Below are 21,480 nucleotides of genomic sequence, written 5' to 3'. Positions count from 1 at the left end.
ATTTAGTGTTAAATCAACCCAGCTCGTTTTAATAATGCATCAGGCTTAGGCTCTTTTCCTCTAAAACGAACATATAAATTCATAGGTTTTTCTGTACCTCCTTTAGAAAGTACGTTGTCTTTAAATTTATTAGCAACTTCTTTATTGAAAATTCCTTTTTCTAAGAAATATTCAAAAGCATCGGCATCTAAAACTTCTGCCCATTTATAAGAATAATAACCTGCAGAATAACCTCCTTGAAAAATATGAGAAAAAGCAGTACTCATACAATTTTCGGCTACATTAGGATATAATTGAGTTTCAGAAAATGCTTTTGTTTCAAAGTCTTTTATCGAAGAAATATTTTGAGGTGAAGCTCCTCCATGCCAACTCATATCTAATAAACCAAAGCTTAATTGACGTAAAGTTTGCATACCTTCATGAAAGCTAGCAGATTCTTTAATTTTAGTAACATATTCCATAGGGATGGTTTCTCCTGTTTCGTAGTGTTTTGCAAACAATTCTAAAGCTTCTTTTTCGTAACACCAGTTTTCTAAAACTTGACTAGGTAATTCTACAAAATCCCAAGAAACAGATGTTCCAGATAAGCTATTATAAGTAGTATTGGCTAACATTCCATGTAAAGCATGACCAAATTCATGAAATAGCGTAGTAACTTCATTAAAAGTTAATAATGAAGGCTTAGTTTCAGTTGGTTTGGTAAAATTACAAACAATAGAAACTTGTGGCCTTTCATTAACTCCTTTTTTTATTTGTTGCGATTTGTATGAAGTCATCCAAGCTCCATTTCTTTTTCCTGGTCTAGGGTGAAAATCAGCATAAAGATGAGAAATGAAATTTCCTTTAGAATCAGATACAGCATAGGTTTTTACATCCTCATGGTACTTATCAATAGAATCGATTTCTTCAAATTGTAAATCGAATAATTTACCTGAGATTTCAAAAACTCCATCAATTACATTTTCTAATTTGAAATAAGGTTTTAGTAATTCTTGGTCTAAACTAAATAATTCTTTTTTTAATTTTTCTGAATAATAGGCCGAGTCCCACTTTTGAAGTTGATCAATATTATCTAATTTTTTAGCATAGATTTCTAAGTTTTCAAATTCCTTTTTAGCGGCTGGTTTTGCTTTTTCTAATAATTCATTTAAAAAGTTTAGTACCTTTTCTGGACTTTCAGCCATTCGTTCTTCTAAAACAAAATGCGCATGTGTTTTATAACCTAATAAATTAGCTCGCTTATGTCGAAGAATTACTATTTTTAAAACAATTTCTTCATTGTTGAAATCATTTTTTTGAAACCCTTTTTTCCCCATTGCAATAGCTAGCTTTTTTCTAAGTTCTCTATTGTCAGCATAGGTCATAAAAGGAATATAACTAGGATAATCTAATGTAATAAGCCATCCTTCTTTTTCTTTTGATTTGGCTAATTCTTTAGCAGCTTCTTTTGTACTTTCAGGTAATCCTTTAACATCCTCTTCATTTATTAAATGCATTTCAAAAGCATTGGTTTCAGCCAATACATTTTCTCCAAATTGTAAAGATAATTTGGCAAGTTCAGCATCTAATTTTCGCAACTCTGTTTTTTCTTTTTCATTTAAATTGGCGCCATTTCTAGAAAAACCTTTGTATTGTTTTTCTAATAGCATAGTTTGTTCTGGAGTTAATTCTAAAGAATCTTTTTGGTCATAAATTATTTTTACTCTATTAAATAAAGTTTCATTTAAAATCGTATCATTCTTGAATTCACTTAACCAAGGAGAAATATCTTTAGCTATTTCTTGAATTGCAGTGTTGGTTTCAGCTGAATTTAAATTAAAGAAAATAGAAGTAATTCTATCTAATTTTTCACCAGTATAATCTAAGGCCTCAGTAGTGTTTTGAAAAGTAGCTTTTTCTGGGTTTTCAGCAATTGCATTAATTTCATCTTTAGCTAATTCAATAGCTTTTTTAATAGCAGGTTTATAATGATCTGTATTTATTTTAGAAAAAGGAGCTGTATTAAAATCTTGTAATAGCGGATTTTTTGTCATGAAAAATTCATTTTAATAATTGAGGAAACCTCACAAATCTAATATCTGTGAGGTTTCTATATATGTAATGTACTAAATTACTTATTTTTTTACTCTTTCAGAAGCTTTTTCAACTTTAAGTTTTAAGCCTTCTTTGTAGGCTATAATTTTATCTAATACACATTTATCAGAAGCACCAATAATTTGTGCTGCTAAAATCCCTGCATTTTTAGCACCATCAAGAGCAACAGTAGCTACAGGGACACCACCAGGCATTTGTAAGATTGATAAAACAGAATCCCACCCATCAATTGAGTTTCTACTTTTTACTGGAACACCAATAACAGGTAAAGGACTCATACTTGCTACCATTCCTGGTAAATGGGCAGCTCCTCCAGCTCCTGCAATAATTACTTTTATTCCTCGTGAATGTGCATTTTTTGAATAGTCAACTAATTTTTCTGGAGTTCTATGAGCAGAAACAATATCTACTTCTATTTGGATATCGAAACTTTCTAAAATATCAATTGCTTCTTGCATGATTGGAAGATCTGAATCACTTCCCATTATAATTCCTACCATAATTATTTACTAATTACTTTAATAGTTTCTTTTACTTGTTGAGCGATTTCTCTCGCTTTATTTATATCTTCATTTACAATAGTTACGTGCCCCATTTTACGAAAAGGTTTGGTGATTTTCTTTCCATATATATGTGGAGTCACACCATCTATTTTCAAAATATCTTCAATATTTTCGTACACAACTTCTCCTGTATAACCTTCAGCACCAACTAAGTTAACCATAATACCAGCAACTTTACTTTCTGTGTTTCCTAAAGGAAGATTTAAGATACTTCTTAAATGTTGTTCGAACTGATTTGTATAACTAGCTTCAATTGAGTAATGTCCAGAATTATGCGTTCTAGGAGCGACTTCATTAACTAAAATTTCGTCATTTTCAGTTAAAAACATTTCCACAGCAAGTAAACCAACGAATTCAAAAGCATTAGCTACTTTTAAAGCAACTTCTTGAGCTCTTTCGGCTATGTTGTTATCAATTCTTGCAGGACAAATTACATATTCTACTTGATTTGCCTCTGGATGAAATTCCATTTCGACTACAGGGTAAGTACTTGTTTCACCATCAGAATTTCGAGCAACAATTACAGCTAATTCGTTTTTAAAAGGAATTAATTTTTCGGCAATACATTCACCATCTGGTAATGACTGTAAATCATCATAATTACGAACTACTTTTACACCATTTCCATCATAGCCAAAACGAGCAGCTTTCCATACAAAAGGAAATTCAATAATATTGTTTTCGTAAGAATGTTTTAATTCTTCTAAAAAAGCATAATGCGAAAAACTTGCAGTAGGTATGTTGTTGTCTGTGTAAAAGGTTTTTTGACGTGCTTTGCTTTGAATAACTCTTAAATTAGATGGTTTTGGGTAGATAGTTAAACCTTCTGTTTCAAGTTTGTCAAGAGCATCAATATTTACATTTTCAATTTCAATGGTTAAAGCATCTACTTTTTTTCCAAAATTATAAACGGTATCAAAATCTAATAAATCTCCTTGATGAAATTCATTACAAATTCTAGCACAAGGCGCCTCTTTATTGGGATCTAAAATAGCTGTGTAAATATCAAATTTTTGAGTTTCGGAAAGCAGCATCCTTCCTAATTGACCGCCACCAAGAACGCCCAATTTAAAACCTGAAGAAAAATAATTTTTCAAGATAAATATTTTATTGTGTTGTTGTTAACGCAAAAATAAGAATCTTAATAATAGTACAAATAGAATTAACGAGATATTCTTAACTGTGTGCTGTTAATTTGTGTAACAAAATACATTAAAGCATTACAACCAGAGTTATCTATTGGGGCTCCACCCGCTAAGTAATTATATTTTTTATTATCACAAGGGCATTTAATATGAATACCATCAAATGTCATTAAAGAATTACAAGTAGCTTCTGGACATTGTCTGTCAAAAGCTCTATAACCAGTATTACCTGTTCTAAAAATATAAATATTTCTACCTTGTATTATGTTTTGTGAGCTTCCACTAGGAACTAATAGACCTTGAAATTCAGGTAGTGTTAAATCGATTATAGTATTTACAGTTACTCCATTAAAACAATTGTTTACAGGTGTATTATCACTACAGCCTAAGCTAATTAAAAGAATAAATAGATAAAATAATTTTTTCATTGTTTTTTAAATAGAGTTGTTTATGTAACGCTACGAATTTACAAATATTTTGTACATTTGTTATACAATCTCATTCCTATCGGTGTGAGATTTTTAAATTTATAAGTTATGAGTGGAGTATCATATTATACTGAAGAAGGATTAAAAAAATTAAAAGAAGAGCTAGCTCATTTAGAGCAAGTTGAAAGACCACGTGTGTCTCAAGAAATTGCAGATGCTCGTGATAAAGGTGATTTAAGTGAGAATGCAGAGTACCATGCAGCTAAGGAAGAACAATCTTTGTTAGAATTTAAGATAGCTAAATTAAAAAATGTAGTAGCAAGTGCACGTGTTATTGATGAGAGCCAATTAGATACCTCTAAAATATTGATACACTCTGTTGTTAAAATCAAAAATACAGCTAACGGTATGGAGTTCTCTTATACTTTAGTTGCCGATTCTGAAACTGACGTAAGAAACGGTAAGTTATCTGTAAATTCACCAATTGGTAAAGGATTATTAGGTAAAAAAGTAGGTGAAATAGCAGAGATTAAAGTACCTAATGGAATTATGAACTTTGAAATTATGGAGATTTCTCGTTAATCTTTTTAAAAATATTATTATCAATTAAAGTGTTGCTATTGCAGCACTTTTTTTATTTTTACAAGCATACAAAATATAAAATTATGGCTAGTATTTTTACAAAGATAGTATCAGGAGAAATTCCATCATATAAAATAGCAGAGGATGAAAATTATTTTGCTTTTTTAGATATCAATCCAAATGCTAAAGGACATACTTTAGTAATTCCTAAAAGAGAAGAAAATAAGTTGTTCGATTTATCTAAAGAAGAGTATGATGGATTGATGTCTTTTTCTTATCGAGTAGCAAAAGCGATTGAAAAAACAATACCATGTAAACGTGTTGGAATGAGTGTAATTGGTTTAGAAGTACCTCATGTACATGTGCATCTAATCCCATTAAATACGATGAGCGATATTCAGTTTATTGAAAAAGTAAAATTATCTAACGAAGAGTTTGTAGAGTTAGCAGCAGGTATTTCAAATAATTTTGAATAATTATAAAAGCTCATGAAAAAGTGAGTAAAAACTGATTTAATTTGGGGAGGAATAATGTTTATAATGATAAGCTTTATTTTTCCTTTTTTTACTAAAGAGTCAATAACAATAAAAAAGGTTTTAATATCATTACCTATATGGATACTAGTTGGAATTTTATATGGGTTATCTTAAAAGAAAAGAATAAATTACATTTTATTTAATTGAATTTCAAAAGTAGTACCTTTTCCTATTTCTGATTTTAGAACCGATATTTTCCCGTTATGGTAATCTTCTATAATTCGTTTAGAAAGAGATAACCCTAATCCCCAACCACGTTTTTTAGTTGTAAAACCTGGCTTGAATATTTGTTTAAATTGTGATTTTTGGATCCCTTTTCCCGAATCTGATACTATAATTTTCACAAATTTATTGGTGTCTTTTATTTCTAATGAAATACTACCTTTTCCTTGCATTGCATCGATAGCATTTTTTACTAAATTTTCTATAACCCAACCATACAATTCAGCATTTAACTGTGTTATAAGCTCATTTTTATTTGAAGAAAAAGTGAAATTAATTTGTTTAGAACTTCTTGAGCGTAAATAATTAAAAGCAGTTTCAGTTATTGAAATAATATTATGTGCTGTTAATTTTGGTAAAGAACCAATTTTAGAAAATCGATTAGCAATAGTACTTAAACGATCAACATCTTTTTCTATTTCTATAATATAATCTTCATCAACATTTTCTGTACGTAAAATAGCAATCCAACCTAATAAAGAAGATAAAGGCGTACCAATTTGATGAGCAGTTTCTTTGGCCATACCTGTCCAAAGTTTATTTTGTTCGGCTACCTTACTCGACTTATAAACCATGTAAATAATAGTTAAGAAAAGCCCTAAAATAAGAAGTAAAGCTAATGGATAGTATTTAAGCTTGTATAATAAATCTGAGTTTCTATAATAAAGATATTGTGTAAAGCCAAAGTATTCAATAACTATTGGGGCGTTTTGACTTTTCATTATAGTTAATTGCTTTTGTAAATACTTAGGGTTTTTAGATTTTATAGAATCTAAATTTCTATATAAATTGATGCTTCCATCTTTATTAACTAGAATAGTTGGGATGTCTTCAATAGTTTCGTAAACTTTGTTTATCAGATTTGTATTGTCATTCAAATCAGGATTAGAGGCAAGTTCTTTAATAGCAGTTGCATAAATTTCAATTTTACCTCGCTCTTCTTCTTTAAATTTTTGAAAGAAAATATAAGTGTTCCACAAAATAAATGAAACGATTAAAAGGGATATGACAATGGCAATCCGTTTAACCCAATAAGTATTCTTAAAAAAAGTCATTAGTCAAATATAAACTATTCTGTATAATAACTTAATTTGTAAAACCGTAGTATATTTACATTAAAAATAAAAAACAGCATGTTATCATTAGATCCTAAAGATTTACCTACAGGAAAATTACATAGTTATTTACTTGGCGCTATTGCCCCAAGACCAATTGCTTTTGCAAGTACAATTGATAAAGACGGAAATCCTAATTTATCACCATTTAGTTTTTTTAATGTTTTTGGAGCTAATCCACCTATGATGATTTTCTCTCCAGCTAGAAGTGTAAGAGGAAATAAAACAAAGCATACTTTAGATAATGTAGAAGAAACAAGAGAAGTGGTTATTAACGTAGTTAATTACGACATGGTACAACAAATGTCATTGAGTAGTACAATGTATCCAAAAGGAGTTAATGAGTTTGAAAAGGCAGGACTAACCATGTTAGCCTCTGATAAGGTAAAACCATTTCGTGTAGCAGAATCACCAGTACAGTTTGAATGCAAAGTAACCGATATTATTTATACAGGAACAGAAGGAGGAGCCGGAAATTTAATTGTTTGTGAAGTGGTTAAACTTCATGTAAATGAAAATGTAATAGCTGAAGATGGAAGTATAGATCAACATAAAATAGATTTAGTAGCAAGAGCAGGAGGTAGTTACTATTCAAGAGCAAGAGATGGTTTTTTTGAAATTCCTAAACCTATTTCAACATTAGGAATTGGGGTTGATCAAATTCCAGAAAAAATAAGAAATAGTACTGTTTTAACGGGGAATAATTTAGGGATGCTAGGGAATGTAGAGCAGTTACCAAACGAAGAAGCTGTTAATAACTTTGGTAAAGAACATCCAGAATATATTTCGCTTTCAATTGAAAAAAGACATACATTTGCACAAGATTATTTACAAAAAAATGATGTAGAAAGTGCGTGGAAGGTACTTTTAATTAAATAGATAAGAATATGGAAGTTATAGGGAAGATTAAATTAATTAACGAAACTCAAACATTTGGGGCTAGTGGGTTTAGAAAGAGAGAAATGGTTGTTACTACAGATGAGCAGTATCCACAAATGCTTTTAATTGAATTTGTACAGGATAAATGTGATGTTTTAAATAACTTTTCAGTTGGTCAAGATGTTAAAGTATCTATTAATTTAAGAGGTAGAGAGTGGATTAATCCAGAAGGAGTTGCTAAATATTTCAATTCTATTCAAGGATGGAGAATCGAAAACTTAGCACAATCTGCGCCTCAAGGTACACCTCCTGCAGGACAATTTGAACCAGCTCCAGATTTATCAGCTAACGAACCAGACGATTTACCTTTTTAATATAAAAAAGTTAAATAAGGTGTTATATACAAAAACCTATGAATGAAAATTCATAGGTTTTTTGTTTTATAAAATTAATTGTTTAATAATACTATAGATCTCGTTTTTCGAATAATTTTTTCATTGTTTTCTAAGTTTTTTAAACCTCTTGAAATTGCTTCTCTTGAAAAATTTAAATCTTCAGATATTTCTAAAAGAGGTATTTTAATCTCTACGCTTTTATATAACCTAGATTTTGTTTTTATATAGCTTAACAAGAGTTCTTCCAATGTTTGATTACTAATTTCTTGAGTTTTATTTATAATGTTCATGTAATGAAATTGGAAAGAAGTAATCATAAAATCTCTAAGCTCAATATAGGTGCTTGTCAGTTCTAAAAATAAATCATTTGGAATGTTTAAAATAGTGGTATCTTTTATAACAGTACTGCAAATTACATCTGAAGATATATTTGGAGTATTCGTATAATTCATAATTATAGGTTTACTACAATCTAAGTGATATAAAAGTATTTTTTTATCATTGTGTTTAACAGACATTTTAACGATTCCAGAAATTAAAATACAAACCCCTTGATCAAAACGATTACAGTCTTGTAATAAATACCCTTTTTCGTAGTGTAATATTGTTCCATAGTTTTTCAATAGGTCGATTACCTCTTTAGACAGTGGTAAATTTTTTAGCATAAATTTAGTTTGTTGATTGTCTAACCTAGGTAGTATCCTAGATTAATAGTTAGTTAGCATTTATTTGAAATAATTAAGGGGTAGTAGACTTTTAGAGGCTTGCAATTAAAACATACAAACCTCTGTTAAATAGTAATTTATTTTAAATGTAGGTTTATACAACTAATTGTATAGACCTAGGTTTTCCAATTATTTTATGTTGATTTTCTAAACGTTTTATAGCTCTAGAAATTGAAGCTTTCGGAGTTTTTAAGTCTGAAGAAATTTCAGCTCTAGATATACGAATGTCTTTTTGTTCGTAGATATTAGACTTATTTTTTAAGTAATAAAATAGCCTGTTTTCCAATGAATGTGTTAATAGGTTTTGAAGCCTGTAAACCATAGTACTAATGTTATGTTCACTAGAGTTAATAATAGCTTTTTTAAAAGATAAGCAATTACTTTCCCATTCTGAAACTTTATCATTTGGTACCCATAACAGAGTGCTATCTTCTATTGCAGTTATAGAAATAGGAGAAGCTTGATTTTCTGTCATATTCATTAACACTATAAGTGGATTGTTTTTTGGTGAAATGTGATATAATAGTAATGAGCTATCATCTTGATCTAAATGTGCTTTTAAAACACCTTTAATTATAATAGCACTATGATTGATAGGTACATCTTTTAATAAGATAGGATCGCCTGTGATATATTTCTTTTTTATAGCAGTAGATTGAATTAATCTAACTGTTGATTCTTTACAATTGATGAGGGACTTTAAAATCATTATAAATTATTTTACAATTAATTATTGCTTAAATCTATAAGCGGTTATTTAGTAGTAAATTATATTGTGTTCTTACAATATATTTTAAACAGTACGTAAAAAGAAAACCCTATATTCTCTTCATACTAAATACTTATAAGGCATAAGTATTACTTATAGTTTAGGAATAGAAAGGGCTTAGCAATAGTTTGCTTGTTTTATTTTGAAAAAAAGAAAGTAATTTTTTATTCATAAGTATTAATTTTTAGGGGATTAATATTCTAATAAAGACGAATTTAGTATAAAATGTTAAATAAATGTTAATTTTATATTAAAAAAACACTACCTGAATTGTTTAAGATTGAATTTGGTAACTCTTTTAGTTGAAATTACTAGTGAATATCTTATAAACAGATGCTTAATGTGATGTAAATCAATTTTTGATACAAGTCAAATCGTGACTTCTGTTAAATCAAATGGTTTTTGTTATCTCAATTTTGTGGACTTGAAATTAACTAAGTGTTAGTTAAAATTAATAACCATAAATAAAGATTAATGAAAAAAACAATTTTTTTGCTAGGTGCATTATTACTAGCTAGCTTCAATTTGAAAGCGCAAGGAAGTACACACATTATTTATTTCGATAAAGATGGAAGTCATCAAGGATCCGAAGGATTATTTATTAATGGAGGAGTAGGAGGTGGAACAATAACCACCTTTAGGTCGTTTACAACAGGTAATATTTCTGAGGTAAACTTTAAAGCTAATAGAGAGTTAAGAGCCAAAGGACGTTTTTATGCAGATGGCGATGCTTTTTTTGCAAGAGCAGCAAACTTTAATAGTGGTTTAAGTGCTTCAGGAAATAGTACGTTTTCAAGAATAGGTATTGGTGTTACTCCACAACAAGCAATACATGTAAAAAACCAAAACGTTAGAGTTGATAATGGTGAATATCAAAGTTGGGGAGCGTTAATATTCCACCCAGATGTAGATAATACAGGAGATGATATTATTTCTTTTAGAAATAGTGCCAACGGTGAGATGGCTAAGATTCATGATGGTGTCCTAACAACTAATAGAGGAGTTTTTAATAATAGTATTTCTGCTACAGAAGGTAATTTAGGTAGTGTTTCCTATACACAAAGTACAGGTAGACTTAGTTTGGGGCATGGTATTAATGGAAAAATAACATTCCTAAATGGAAGTAATAACGAAATGGCATTTCTACAAAATGGAGTTTTAACTTTAGATAGAGTAGTGTTAAATGTAGGTTCGTTTCCAGATTATGTTTTCTCAAAAAATTATGAGTTAATGCCTTTAAAGGAAGTTGCTGCTTATATTCAAGAAAACAAACATTTACCTAATATGCCATCGGAAGCTGAAGTAATAGCTAAAGGAATGGATATAAAACAAATTAATACTGTTTTAGTAGAAAAAGTAGAAGAGCTTACGTTGCATACAATTTCACAAGAAGAAAAAATAGATACACTTTTAAATGAATTGAAAGTAGTTGAAAAGAAATCAAAAGAGACTGAAAAAAAGATGCAAGCTCTTTTAGAAAGATTATCAAAAATTGAGCAACAATATAACTCAACCAAAAATTAGTTTCAGAATGATTAAAAAAATTACGCTAACAGGTTTGTTATTGTTTGGAATTAGTATTGCACAAGCTCAGCATGTAATTGGAACTGTTCGTGGAATAGATATAAAAGCAGATACTGACGCAGATCCAACATATTATGAAGGAATACGATTTTATGCAGCAAACAAAAAAATGGCTGCATTCTACCCAGGATATAATAGGTTTTATGTGCCTACTCATTTTTCTGATAGAGTAAACTTTAATGAGTCAGCAGTTTTTTACAAAAAGACTAATATTTATTCTGATTTTGAGGTGTCTGGCAATGGTAAATTTTCAAAAATAGGTATAGGTATAACTCCAACAGAAGGAATTCACATAAAAAATAAAAATGTGAGAGTAGATGGTGGAGAGTATCAGAGCTGGGGACCAATAATACTACATCCAGATGTAGATAATAATGGAGATGATATTATTTCTTTTAGAAACAGTGCTAATAGTGAAATGGCAAAGATTCACGATGGTGTTTTAACAATTAATACAGGAGTGTTTAATCAAAGAATTACATCTGATAATGTCCAGTTTCAACAAGGTACATTAGGAAGTGTTTCTTATAACCAAACTACAGGTCGACTTAATTTAGGGCATGGTACCAATGAAAAGATAAGTTTTATTAATGGTAGTAATAATGAAATGGCATCTTTAGAAAATGGAGTTTTAACTTTAGATAGAGTGGTATTAAATGTAGGATCGTTTCCAGATTATGTTTTTTCTAAAGATTATAAGTTAATGCCTTTGAAAGAAGTTGCTACTTATATAAAAGAAAATAAGCATTTACCAAATATGCCGTCTGAAGCTGAAGTACTTGCTAATGGAATGGATATAAAACAAGTAAACACAGTTTTAGTAGAAAAAGTTGAAGAACTTACATTACATACAATAGCTCAAGAAGAAAAAATAGAGAAGTTGTTAAAAGAATTGACAGCGATAAAAGAAGCTATAAAATCAACAAAAAATAAATAAAGAAAATGAGAAACAAATTTATTTTGTTTTTGTACCTATTCTTCATAGGTGCAGGGATAACTATTGCTCAAGATATAGAGTTATATAGGTTTACCAATACCAAATTGGTAGATGGAAATGAGATGGTTTTGTTCCATAATATTTCAAACAATTCTATAAGTTTAATCAAGAAATCAAGCTCTGACTTCAATAAAAAAGATGGTTATTTACAATCTTTTATTTTGAAAAGGTTAGAAAAAGGAAAGGTGTTAATTGCTTCAACAAAGCAGAAAAAATACTTTTTAAAATTTAATAATACTTCGAATGAAATAGTTTTTTCAACTATTGAAAATCCAGAACAACTAAATGAATATACATGGCAAATTCAATTTGCTGGAACAGGTAAGGTTTTAATTTCTCCTTTAAATAATCCTACCAAAGGACTAGTACAGATGGATAACAATACCATTGGAGTAAATGTGTTTAAAGATTCTGAAAATCAGTTGTTAGTTGGGAATAAAAAAGTAGGTGATCAATATCGATTCACCATAGAAAAATTAGCAAACGTACTTTAAAATAATAACGATGAAAAAAAATAAAATTTTAGGCTATTTAATCATAGCACTATTGCATTCTTTTTCTTTTGTACACGCTCAACAATCGTATGATTTAGCGGTACTGCAATTACAAAGTAAGGGAAAGTATAGTAGGATATTTAATCCACAAACAAACTTAAAAAGTTTGTTAGATAAAGGAATAAATAAAAAAGCAACCATTGAGTTTTGGGGAATGCATAATACAGCAAGTTCAGGGAATACTGAAGCTGTTAATTGGCAATTTTCAAATTTAGAAACAGGTACTAAAGAGTTTACTTTAAGTATAGAAGAAGATAAAGTTACTTTAAAAGTAGGCGATAATGAGCAGGTAGGAAATTTATTACTTAGTGATAAATTATTTAAAAATACATGGCATCATTATGCTATTACTTTAGATAAGGAGTTTAATGAATTAAGAGTATATATAGATGGTGATGAGTACTTCTTTAATAACCAACTTACTTTTGATGTATATGAATTATATTTTTCAAGTGATAAGAAAACCGATTTGTTTTTAGCAGAATATAGAGGTTGGTCGAATGTAAAGAGTAAAAATCAAATAAAAGATGAACAATATCGAACTTTTTATAAAGAAACTCAAAACTCATTATCAGAATTAAAAAATAATGGTTTAGAAATAGTTTATACCAATACTAACTATAAAAACGAAGATTATTTTGGAGGAAATGTTTTAACTTCTGTCTCTTGGGAAAATTTATTATATGAATATTTTCCAGATGATAACTTGGTGAAAGAAGCAGAATTTTCATCAAGTTTAAAAACAAATGCAATTGGAAGAATAGGATCAGATATAGCACACCCTATATTAAACTTGAATAAAATTATTGTTAGAGCAAGTGATGGAGATGGTATAGATAATCCATTGTTATCAGGTACAAACGGTATTTTAATAGAGTGGCAACATGTAAGAAATGTTGAGGCTTATGATGTAAAAAGAAGAAACTTAAGAGCTGGAACTACCAGTACAGTAGTACATTCATTAAAAGATACAGAAACAAGAAGTCCCTCAGAGTCTTTGTTTTTCGTTGATAGAGGAATTTTACCAAACGAAATATACGAATACACAGTTGAAGCTAAAAAAAATGGAGCAACAACATTATCGGGAAAAGATGTAGGATTTGTATTGCCAAATGGAAAAGTAAGTGGAATCATTGAAACTTCGTCAAATGTAGCTACCAAATATGCAAAAGTAGAAGCAATTGCTGATAGAAATATAAACCCAGGTGGAGCTTTAAAATTTGTACAAGGAAAAAAGCCGTTATTAATAAAAAATATCGATGCTTTTAGAAAAGCTAAAGGAGGGGCTACATTAGAATTTTGGTATAAAACTCCTACTGCATCGGAAGGAGAAAATAAGATTTTAAAAGTAGGGAATAGCGAGTTAGTTCTTCAGAGAAATAAAATAATAGTAAAAGTTAATGGTGCTAATTACTTGGAAGGAACAAGAACATCAGATGCAAATTGGCATCATTATGCATTTGTATTTAGTGCTTCTGGTGGAACGTTATATGAAGATGGAAATCCTATTGATAACGCTAGTACAGCTACTTTACTAAACTTGAACTTAAGTAGTGTAAATGCATTTTCTTTAAATGAAACAGTGAATGTAACGTATTATTTAGATGAGGTTCGTTTATGGGATAGACCAAGAACAGCATTAGAGATAAGTAAATATTCAAATCATATAATTGGAGGAGATGTAGAAGGTTTGTTTGCTTATTATCGTTTTGATTTTAACGATACACATAAAGCATTTAACTATTCACCAACAAGAAGAGGACAGTATATAGCAGAAACTGAAAGTGAGTTAGAACATTTAGCAGCAGAAGAGCAGCCACAAATAACATATGCTACATATACCAATGAAACTGGAAACTATGAGTTTAATACATTAAATACCGGGATTCAAGGTGTAACAAATAACGATAATAAGTTTGAATATACAGTAACACCATCAAAACCGAGATTTGAATTTTTACCAAAAAATAGATTGGTAGGTGTACCAAGAAGACTAAATGGTGCTGAGGTTACAGCTGTAAACTTTAATGATGTATCTAGTTTACCAGTAACTGGAGTTATTTCATATAAAGTAGGAGAAGAATTATATCCAGTAATTAGAGGAACTTCAATTGAGGTAGACGGTTCAGTAATTCAAAGTAGTGAAGATGCTAAAGTTACTACAGATAATACAGGAACTTATGCTATTAAAACAGCTCCTGGAAAACATATCATTACACCTAGCGCTAGATTATCATTAGCAAATGAAGAGCGTTTAAATGAAGGAAGTTTAGCTTTTGATGGAAAAACAGGATATGCTCGTTCTTCTAAATCTATTACGAATGAAGGAGAAAGTTTTGTTTGGTCAGGTTTCATCAGACCATTTTTAAGAACAAATACAGAAGAGGAAATTCCAGCAGTTCAAACAATTTTGCAATGGGGAACTTTAAGTTTAAAGTTAGTTAATAATACAACGTTAAAGGTGTATAAAGGAACTGAAGTAAAGTTATCGGAAACATTGCCAACAAATAGCCCGGGACAATTTTCTTTCTTCAGTATAAATTTCGACAAGGCAAAAGGAACAATGTCGCTGTATGTAAATAATAAGAGGAAGAACACAGCTTTAAGTAGTTTAGCTATAGCTGGTAACTTAGTAGTAGGAGCAGAAGAAAAAGCAGGTGAGTATGTTAATTTTTCAAAATCACATGTAGATTTATTAGAGTATAGAACTACAGCACTTGAAGAAGAGGATATTGTTAAGATAAGAGAAGGTAAACATCTTACAACAGAAAAATCTCAATTAACATTATTGTATAGCTTTGATCAAAAGTATGGAACTAAAGCAATTAATTTAGTTACTAGCGATTTAGAAAATAACTATTTACAGTTTGAAGGAGGATGTAAGTTTGATAATACTACGCATAAACAATATGTTAGAGAGGTTGAGTATACATATAAGGCTACCAATGAAAGCTTAAACCCTAAAGGAAATAGTTATGAAGTAGTTTTAGAAGAGCCTTTACAAAATGTGAATTTTGAAAATACTACGCGTCGTAGTTTTATAGGAAACATAGTAGTTCCATGTAATAATAGTGTGGGAGCTTGGACAGGAAAAATAGTCCGTACAGATATTGAGTCTCCAAAGTTTGAAAAAACAATTAGTGTAGCAAACTTTAATAATAATGCAACAGTATTTACAGTAAACGATTTATTACCTGGTCAATATAGAGTAGAGATTACCAATGTTGATAGTAATAGAAAATTGGATAGCCCTATTATAGATTTACGTAGAAGTAATGTAATTTATGATTTCGAATTTAGAAACCCTATAGAAATTGAAATAGAGTTATTTAAGTTTGATATGGCTGGTGTTAGAGATGTTGGTAATATGAGAGATTATGTTGGGGAACAAATCAATAGTACATGTGATGGAAGCTATACATTTAATTCTCATGATGGATTTAAAATGGATGTTAGCGTTTTTGAAAGATATGGAGCAAACAAATGTGTGGTTGAAGGAGCTGAGGTGACGCTTGGTGGAGATGCTATTTTATCAGATAGTAATTTATCAGGAACTACTTTAAGTAAGGGACTGTTAGAAATCATTACACAAGTATCATCGCCAAACTTTTTAGGAGATCATACAAGAAACTTTTTAATCTCAGCAAGCCATAATGGAAGAACTGCATCAGTAACTAAAAAAGCAATTATTTTAGGAGCTCGTCAAGGAAATTCAGATTTTACATTAGTAGAACCACAAGTAGGATTTGTATTACACGATCCTCCAGGAGATAACAGTTCTGCAACTTTAGCTAAAGGAGCTACCTATTCATATTCTTTTTCAGCAGAAAATGGAATTGGTTTAGAAATAGATAATTCAATTGGAGCTAAATTAAAATTTAAAAAACAAATTTTAACAGGAGTAGTAGCAGCGCCATTAGGAGTTGGAACTGTGGCAGGTTTTGTAAATCCAGCACTTCAAACAAGTAGTGATACTAAAGGACTAATAGGAGGAAAATTCGATTATGTAAGACATAGTGGTAATTCTGAAACAGTAACCCTAGAAAAATCCATTTCAACACCTTCAGATCCAACTTATGTAGGTGAAGATGCCGATGTATTTATAGGTACTTCTAAGGTAATTACATTTGGAACAGGACAAGTATTAAAGTTAAACGGATGTTCGCCAGTAGTAGAAAGCTCAAGTAAGGTAGCAAAACCATCTACAATTACACCATTTGCTTATACAAAACAAAGTTTAAATGACATTGTAATACCTAATTTATATCAATTAGCAATAGCTAAATATGATAAAAATAATAACATAGTAAGTCCACCTAAAGACAGAGATTATTTAGATTTAAAAGGAACTTTAGAAAAGTTATTAGCAAGCACTCCAAAAGATAGAGAAGATAAGGATATAGTTAATTATTTACATCAAATTTCTAGATGGAACGCTATTATTAAAAAGAATCATGATAAGCGAACGAAAGCATATTTTGATAGTGCACCAAACTTTAGTTCAACAACTAAAAAGCTTACTAACGATAATGATGTAGGACAAAGTGGAGCAGGATTAAATGCATCTGCATTAGATCAGCGTATTACTTTTGATGCATTAACAGAAATTAGTTATACATTATCTAGAGGAAAAACAAAAAGTACAGGGAATTCGTTTAGTGGAGGACCATACGTAGGAGTTAGTTTTTCAACAGATTTTACAGTTTTTGGAGTAGGGCTTACGTTAGAAAACCAGACAAAAGTTCATAACTTTAATAGTAGAACAGATACTGATGAAAACGGAAACAATAGAGTAGATAGTTTTACTTTAAATGATGATGATGCAGGAGATCATTTTGATGTATTAATAAGAAGAGATCCTGAATATGATACTCCAATGTTCTTAACAAATGGAGGAAGAAGTTCTTGTCCATTTGAATCAGGAACAGTACCTAGAGAAGGAGTAGAATTAATTGTAGATAAAGTAGTAGGTTATGGAACTGGTGATGAGTCAGTTTTATTTAACTTAACATTACGTAATACGCAAATTGCAAAAGATGCTACCAGAAAAACTTATATAGTAGGTATGGCTGGAGCTTCAAATCCATTAGGAGCCGTGGTGAATTTAAATGAGTCACCTATTTTTGAACCAACAACATCTTCAAAGTTTGTATTCGATTTAGATCCAAGTTCACCGACAGGAGTTAAGAATGAAATCAAAGCACAATTAAGAATTTCAAGAGGAACCGATGCCCCTTCTGAAATATCATATGAGAATATCAAAATACAAATGTATTCAGAATGTGAGCAAACAGGAGATAGATATCGTTCATATGGAGTTGACGAATATAACGAAGTAGGAGTAAAACCTTATGCAGAAATCTTAGTAACAGCTCATTTTACAGGAGCTTGTGTAGAGGAAATTACAGCAGATGCTCCACAAGACGATTGGATTGTAAATGGTTCTGATAAAAAGAAATTAGATTTTACATTTAGAATTCCAGAGTTAAAAGGAATGCCAGATGATAAAGATTTCTCAGTAGATTTAGAGTATACTATTAAAGGAAATAACACACCTAAAATTTTAAAGAAATTAAATCTACAGACTTTAAAAGCGCACTTGAACTCTAAAACAGATCAAGTAGAGTATAGTGCAGATGTATCTGCATTAACAAATGGAGAATACAACTTTAGAATTGTACCAGTGTGTGGTGATGGAGGATCAGATAACCCTAATAACAGAAAGAATCCTACACCATTTGTAAAAGGAAAGATTGCTAGAGATGCACCTCAGTTGGTATTGACAACACCAGACAATGGTGGGATTTTTACAACAGGAACTATTTCAGCAAAATTCTCAGCACCTATAAACCCAGCTACTGTAAACTTAAATTCATTAGCAATGAGAGGGATTTTAGGAGGTGTACCAAAACCATTAACTTCTGTTAAATTAGATAATGTTGCTGATTTAATAACAATTCCTCATAACGATAAATTTAACTTAGAGGATAAGTTAACAGTTGAGATGTGGGTAAATCCATCTAAGTATCCTTCAGGAACTAATATTCCAATTATTCAAAAAGGAGAAAACTATCATGTTTCATTAATGCCAGATGGTAAAATAATAACAAATGATGGTGTAAAATCTACTAGAGGAATTCAGCCATTTGAATGGACACATGTTGCTGTAGTATATGATAAAACTAATGGAAATGCTGTCATTTATTTTAATGGTGGAGAAGTTGGTTCAGGAAATATTTCAACTATAGGAAACGAAGCCAATACTGAGAATTTAGTAATTTCTCCTATGGTGTCATCAGATTCTTTTGTGGGGGCTTTAGATGAAATGAGACTGTGGCAATCGGCTAGAACACCATTACAAATAGCTAGTAATTTTAAAAATCAATTATTAGGTAATGAAGATACCTTGGAAGCATATTTTGTATTTAATAATAACACATTGGCAAAACAAGGAGTAGATGGAGAACCAGATGAAGCAATTCAAGATTTTACAGGAACGGCTAAAGGAACAACAGCTGTAGGAATTGATTTTGTTACTAATGAAGAGGCTGCACCATTAGATAAAACAAAAATGGTTGATGATATTCAGTTTACAACAACAATGTCTGAAAATAATACGATTATTAATTTTAATATGAAGATTTCAGATTTAGAGTTTGTAGAAGGAGCTAGATTAACGGTCTTTGTAAAAGATAAAAAATTAGAAGATCCATTAGGAAATAAAATAGATAAAACATCTTGGAGCTTTATTGTAAACAGAAGTAAATTAAAATGGAGTCATAACAATATTTCAATAAGTCAAAATCAAGGAGAAGCAACAACAATTGATTATGTAGATTTAATAAATGAAGAAGGAGGAGTAGATGTAGCTTATACTTTTGAAAATTTACCAGTTTGGTTTAGTGTAAACAAAGGAGCAAACCCTGATAAAGATGCTTTAAATATAATTAGAGCTACAGAAACAAATAGAGATTTGGAGTTTGAGGTTAAGAATTACCTAAATCCAGGAGTTCATACAGCAACAATCTATATTAAAACTAGTAATAGAAATACAGGTGTAAAATTAGGAGTTGAAAGCTTTAGGGTTGAGGTTACGGTTAAATGTCCAGAACCAACAGTTGAGGCTGGTTTTGAAAACAATTATCCATTCTCAATGAATATGAAAGGTAATTTAGTTATTAACTCAGAAAACTCTGTAGATATAAACGATGTTGTAAAAGCTTATGTAGGAAATCAAATAAGAGGATATGCAAAAGTAGGAGCAAATGGTTTGGTAGACTTAACAGTATTTGGAAATATTGGAGAAACAGCTGCTTTAAACTTTAAAGTATGGGATGCTTCAGAATGTACCGAGTATGAAGGTATTGTTGAGAACTATAGCTTTAATTCAAATGCTACAATAGGGTCAAATTCAGCTCCAGTAAAGTTTACAGTAGGAAATAAAGTTACTCGTAGAATACCAGTAGTATCAGGATATCAAGAGTTAAGTTTTAATTTAAAAGATAATCAAGCGTCTAATAAATTATCATTAACATCGATTAAAGGACTACCAGTTAATTCTCAAATTCTTGATTTATTAGAGAATAAAGTAGCGGTATTAGGAAGTAACAATATTTTTACTGGAGGATTAACAGAAATTGATGTAACAAAAGCTTATTTAGTAAATGTAGCACCTACACACGAAGATGTTAAATATATTGAAATAAGTGGGGTTCCAGTTAACTTAGATACTAACCTAACTATAAACGGTGGAAACACAAGAAATGCGATCCCATTTTATCCTAATGATTTACAGCGTACAGGATATGCATTACGATCATTTACATCAACAAATGTTAGTGAAGGAGATAGAATTGAAAGAAGAGGGTTGTTTGCAGAGTATTCAACTTCTGAAGGATGGAGAGGTAGTTTAACACACTTAACTCCTGGATTAGGTTATATCTTTAAATCGCAAAATGCTGGAGCAATTAATTACTCAGGTATTGTTAAGAGTGGAGCAGCAAGATCAATAGCTAGAAATTCAGAATCTAAAGTAGAAATAGTTGAAGAATTATCAAGTAAGTTAGAAGAAACGCCGTCATATAAAGACTTAGATCTTAAAATAGATATTAATAAGTATGCTAACTTTATGTATTTGAATGGTGTAATAACTGATGAAAATTTAGACGCATCAAAAGCACAAACTATTTTAGCATTTGTTAATGGTGAATTAAGAGGAGTTTCTAAATCGGAGTTTATTAATAACGAATATCATTATTATATTGGAGTTGGAAGTAATAACCAAGAGGAAGTTAGTTTCAAACTATATGATGGAGTTAATTTATTTGATTTAGATAATGTAGAAGAGTTTATTGTAGATAAAACGTTAGGAAATATGAATGTTCCTTATGAATTTACATTAAAATCTAGAGAAGATGTATTGAGTAACAATTATGAGTTATCATTATCTCAAAATGTACCAAATCCAATCGATTCCTATACTCAAATTAGTTTTAGTATTTCTAAAGATGGATATGTAGATCTTAGTTTATATAATTTATTAGGCCAAAAGTTACATACTTTTATAGCTGGAAAAGTAAAAGGTAATGTTAAACACCAAGTAAATTGGGATGGTCAAGTAAGAGGAAATAAACTTCAAACAGGTGTTTATGTTTATGAGTTAAGAGTAAATGGAAAAAGAGAGAAGCGTAAATTAATTGTTAAATAAATATTCCAAATTTTAATAAAAAGTAAAGGGGCTGTTAAGACAGCCCCTTTTTAATGCTTTTAAATGGAATTATCAATAGCTTATGTAAATAATTTTGCATTTTGCGGAAATCTGCATTTTTTATTGCGGAAATCCCGTTTTTTTATCTAAGTCATCAATATATATTTGTACCATCTTCGTCCAGT

General features: G+C 30.1%; 15 protein-coding genes. 8 read left to right on the top strand and 7 right to left on the bottom strand.

Annotated elements, in window-relative coordinates:
* Nucleotides 1-8: 8 nt before the first annotated feature.
* The 4 genes from F7018_RS13180 to F7018_RS13165 all read right to left on the bottom strand — a co-directional run bounded on the left by F7018_RS13180 (nucleotide 9) and on the right by F7018_RS13165 (nucleotide 4,230).
* On the bottom strand, nucleotides 9-2,033 hold the full coding sequence (locus F7018_RS13180) for a M3 family metallopeptidase (protein ID WP_150900530.1): 2,025 nt from the start codon (nucleotides 2,031-2,033) through the stop codon (nucleotides 9-11).
* 81 nt (nucleotides 2,034-2,114) lie between these two features.
* Nucleotides 2,115-2,594, bottom strand: a complete 480-nt coding sequence (purE, locus tag F7018_RS13175) for a 5-(carboxyamino)imidazole ribonucleotide mutase (RefSeq protein ID WP_150900529.1) — start codon at nucleotides 2,592-2,594, stop codon at nucleotides 2,115-2,117.
* Nucleotides 2,595-2,596: 2 nt separating this feature from the next.
* Nucleotides 2,597-3,754, bottom strand: a complete 1,158-nt coding sequence (locus tag F7018_RS13170; protein ID WP_150900528.1) for a 5-(carboxyamino)imidazole ribonucleotide synthase — start codon at nucleotides 3,752-3,754, stop codon at nucleotides 2,597-2,599.
* A gap of 65 nt (nucleotides 3,755-3,819) precedes the next feature.
* Entirely contained in the window at nucleotides 3,820-4,230 is a 411-nt protein-coding gene (locus F7018_RS13165) for a Rieske (2Fe-2S) protein (protein WP_150900527.1), read from the bottom strand.
* 108 nt (nucleotides 4,231-4,338) lie between these two features.
* Here F7018_RS13165 and greA point away from each other — a divergent pair, with 108 nt between their 5' ends.
* Nucleotides 4,339-4,812, top strand: a complete 474-nt coding sequence (gene greA / locus F7018_RS13160; protein WP_150900526.1) for a transcription elongation factor GreA — start codon at nucleotides 4,339-4,341, stop codon at nucleotides 4,810-4,812.
* Nucleotides 4,813-4,895: 83 nt separating this feature from the next.
* Nucleotides 4,896-5,288 (top strand): HIT family protein, encoded by a 393-nt coding sequence (locus tag F7018_RS13155; protein WP_150900525.1) that lies wholly within the window; start codon nucleotides 4,896-4,898, stop codon nucleotides 5,286-5,288.
* Between the two features lie 188 nt (nucleotides 5,289-5,476).
* Here F7018_RS13155 and F7018_RS13150 read toward each other — a convergent pair whose 3' ends face one another.
* A complete protein-coding gene (locus F7018_RS13150; RefSeq protein WP_150900524.1) occupies nucleotides 5,477-6,625 on the bottom strand; it encodes a sensor histidine kinase in 1,149 nt (382 codons plus the stop codon).
* A gap of 78 nt (nucleotides 6,626-6,703) precedes the next feature.
* On the opposite strand from F7018_RS13150, the gene F7018_RS13145 reads away from it, so the two are divergent.
* Nucleotides 6,704-7,564: a flavin reductase family protein gene (locus F7018_RS13145; protein WP_150900523.1), complete on the top strand. Its 861-nt coding sequence runs from the start codon at nucleotides 6,704-6,706 to the stop codon at nucleotides 7,562-7,564.
* A gap of 8 nt (nucleotides 7,565-7,572) precedes the next feature.
* On the top strand, nucleotides 7,573-7,938 hold the full coding sequence (locus F7018_RS13140; RefSeq protein WP_150900522.1) for a DUF3127 domain-containing protein: 366 nt from the start codon (nucleotides 7,573-7,575) through the stop codon (nucleotides 7,936-7,938).
* A 74-nt stretch (nucleotides 7,939-8,012) separates the two neighbouring features.
* Here F7018_RS13140 and F7018_RS13135 read toward each other — a convergent pair whose 3' ends face one another.
* Both F7018_RS13135 and F7018_RS13130 read right to left on the bottom strand, forming a co-directional pair.
* A complete protein-coding gene (locus F7018_RS13135) occupies nucleotides 8,013-8,624 on the bottom strand; it encodes a Crp/Fnr family transcriptional regulator (protein WP_150900521.1) in 612 nt (203 codons plus the stop codon).
* Between the two features lie 154 nt (nucleotides 8,625-8,778).
* Entirely contained in the window at nucleotides 8,779-9,393 is a 615-nt protein-coding gene (locus F7018_RS13130) for a Crp/Fnr family transcriptional regulator (RefSeq protein WP_150900520.1), read from the bottom strand.
* Between the two features lie 534 nt (nucleotides 9,394-9,927).
* On the opposite strand from F7018_RS13130, the gene F7018_RS13125 reads away from it, so the two are divergent.
* From F7018_RS13125 to F7018_RS13110, 4 genes are read left to right on the top strand one after another with little or no spacing between them, the layout of a single operon-like run.
* The gene (locus tag F7018_RS13125) at nucleotides 9,928-10,977 is read left to right on the top strand and encodes a hypothetical protein (RefSeq protein WP_150900519.1); all 1,050 of its coding nucleotides are present in this window, start codon (nucleotides 9,928-9,930) and stop codon (nucleotides 10,975-10,977) included.
* A gap of 7 nt (nucleotides 10,978-10,984) precedes the next feature.
* Nucleotides 10,985-11,974, top strand: a complete 990-nt coding sequence (locus F7018_RS13120; RefSeq protein WP_150900518.1) for a hypothetical protein — start codon at nucleotides 10,985-10,987, stop codon at nucleotides 11,972-11,974.
* A 5-nt stretch (nucleotides 11,975-11,979) separates the two neighbouring features.
* Nucleotides 11,980-12,528, top strand: coding sequence for a hypothetical protein (locus F7018_RS13115; RefSeq protein WP_150900517.1), 549 nt, complete (start codon nucleotides 11,980-11,982; stop codon nucleotides 12,526-12,528).
* 10 nt (nucleotides 12,529-12,538) lie between these two features.
* Nucleotides 12,539-21,295 carry a LamG-like jellyroll fold domain-containing protein gene (locus tag F7018_RS13110; protein ID WP_150900516.1) on the top strand — a complete coding sequence of 2,919 codons (8,757 nt, stop codon included), beginning with the start codon at nucleotides 12,539-12,541 and terminating at the stop codon, nucleotides 21,293-21,295.
* Nucleotides 21,296-21,480 lie beyond the last annotated feature (185 nt).

Source organism: Tenacibaculum aiptasiae, from assembly GCF_008806755.1.
Taxonomy (GTDB): Bacteria; Bacteroidota; Bacteroidia; order Flavobacteriales; family Flavobacteriaceae; genus Polaribacter; species Polaribacter aiptasiae.
Note: the sequence above shows the minus strand (reverse complement) of the source record. Positions and strands in the feature narration are given on the sequence as shown.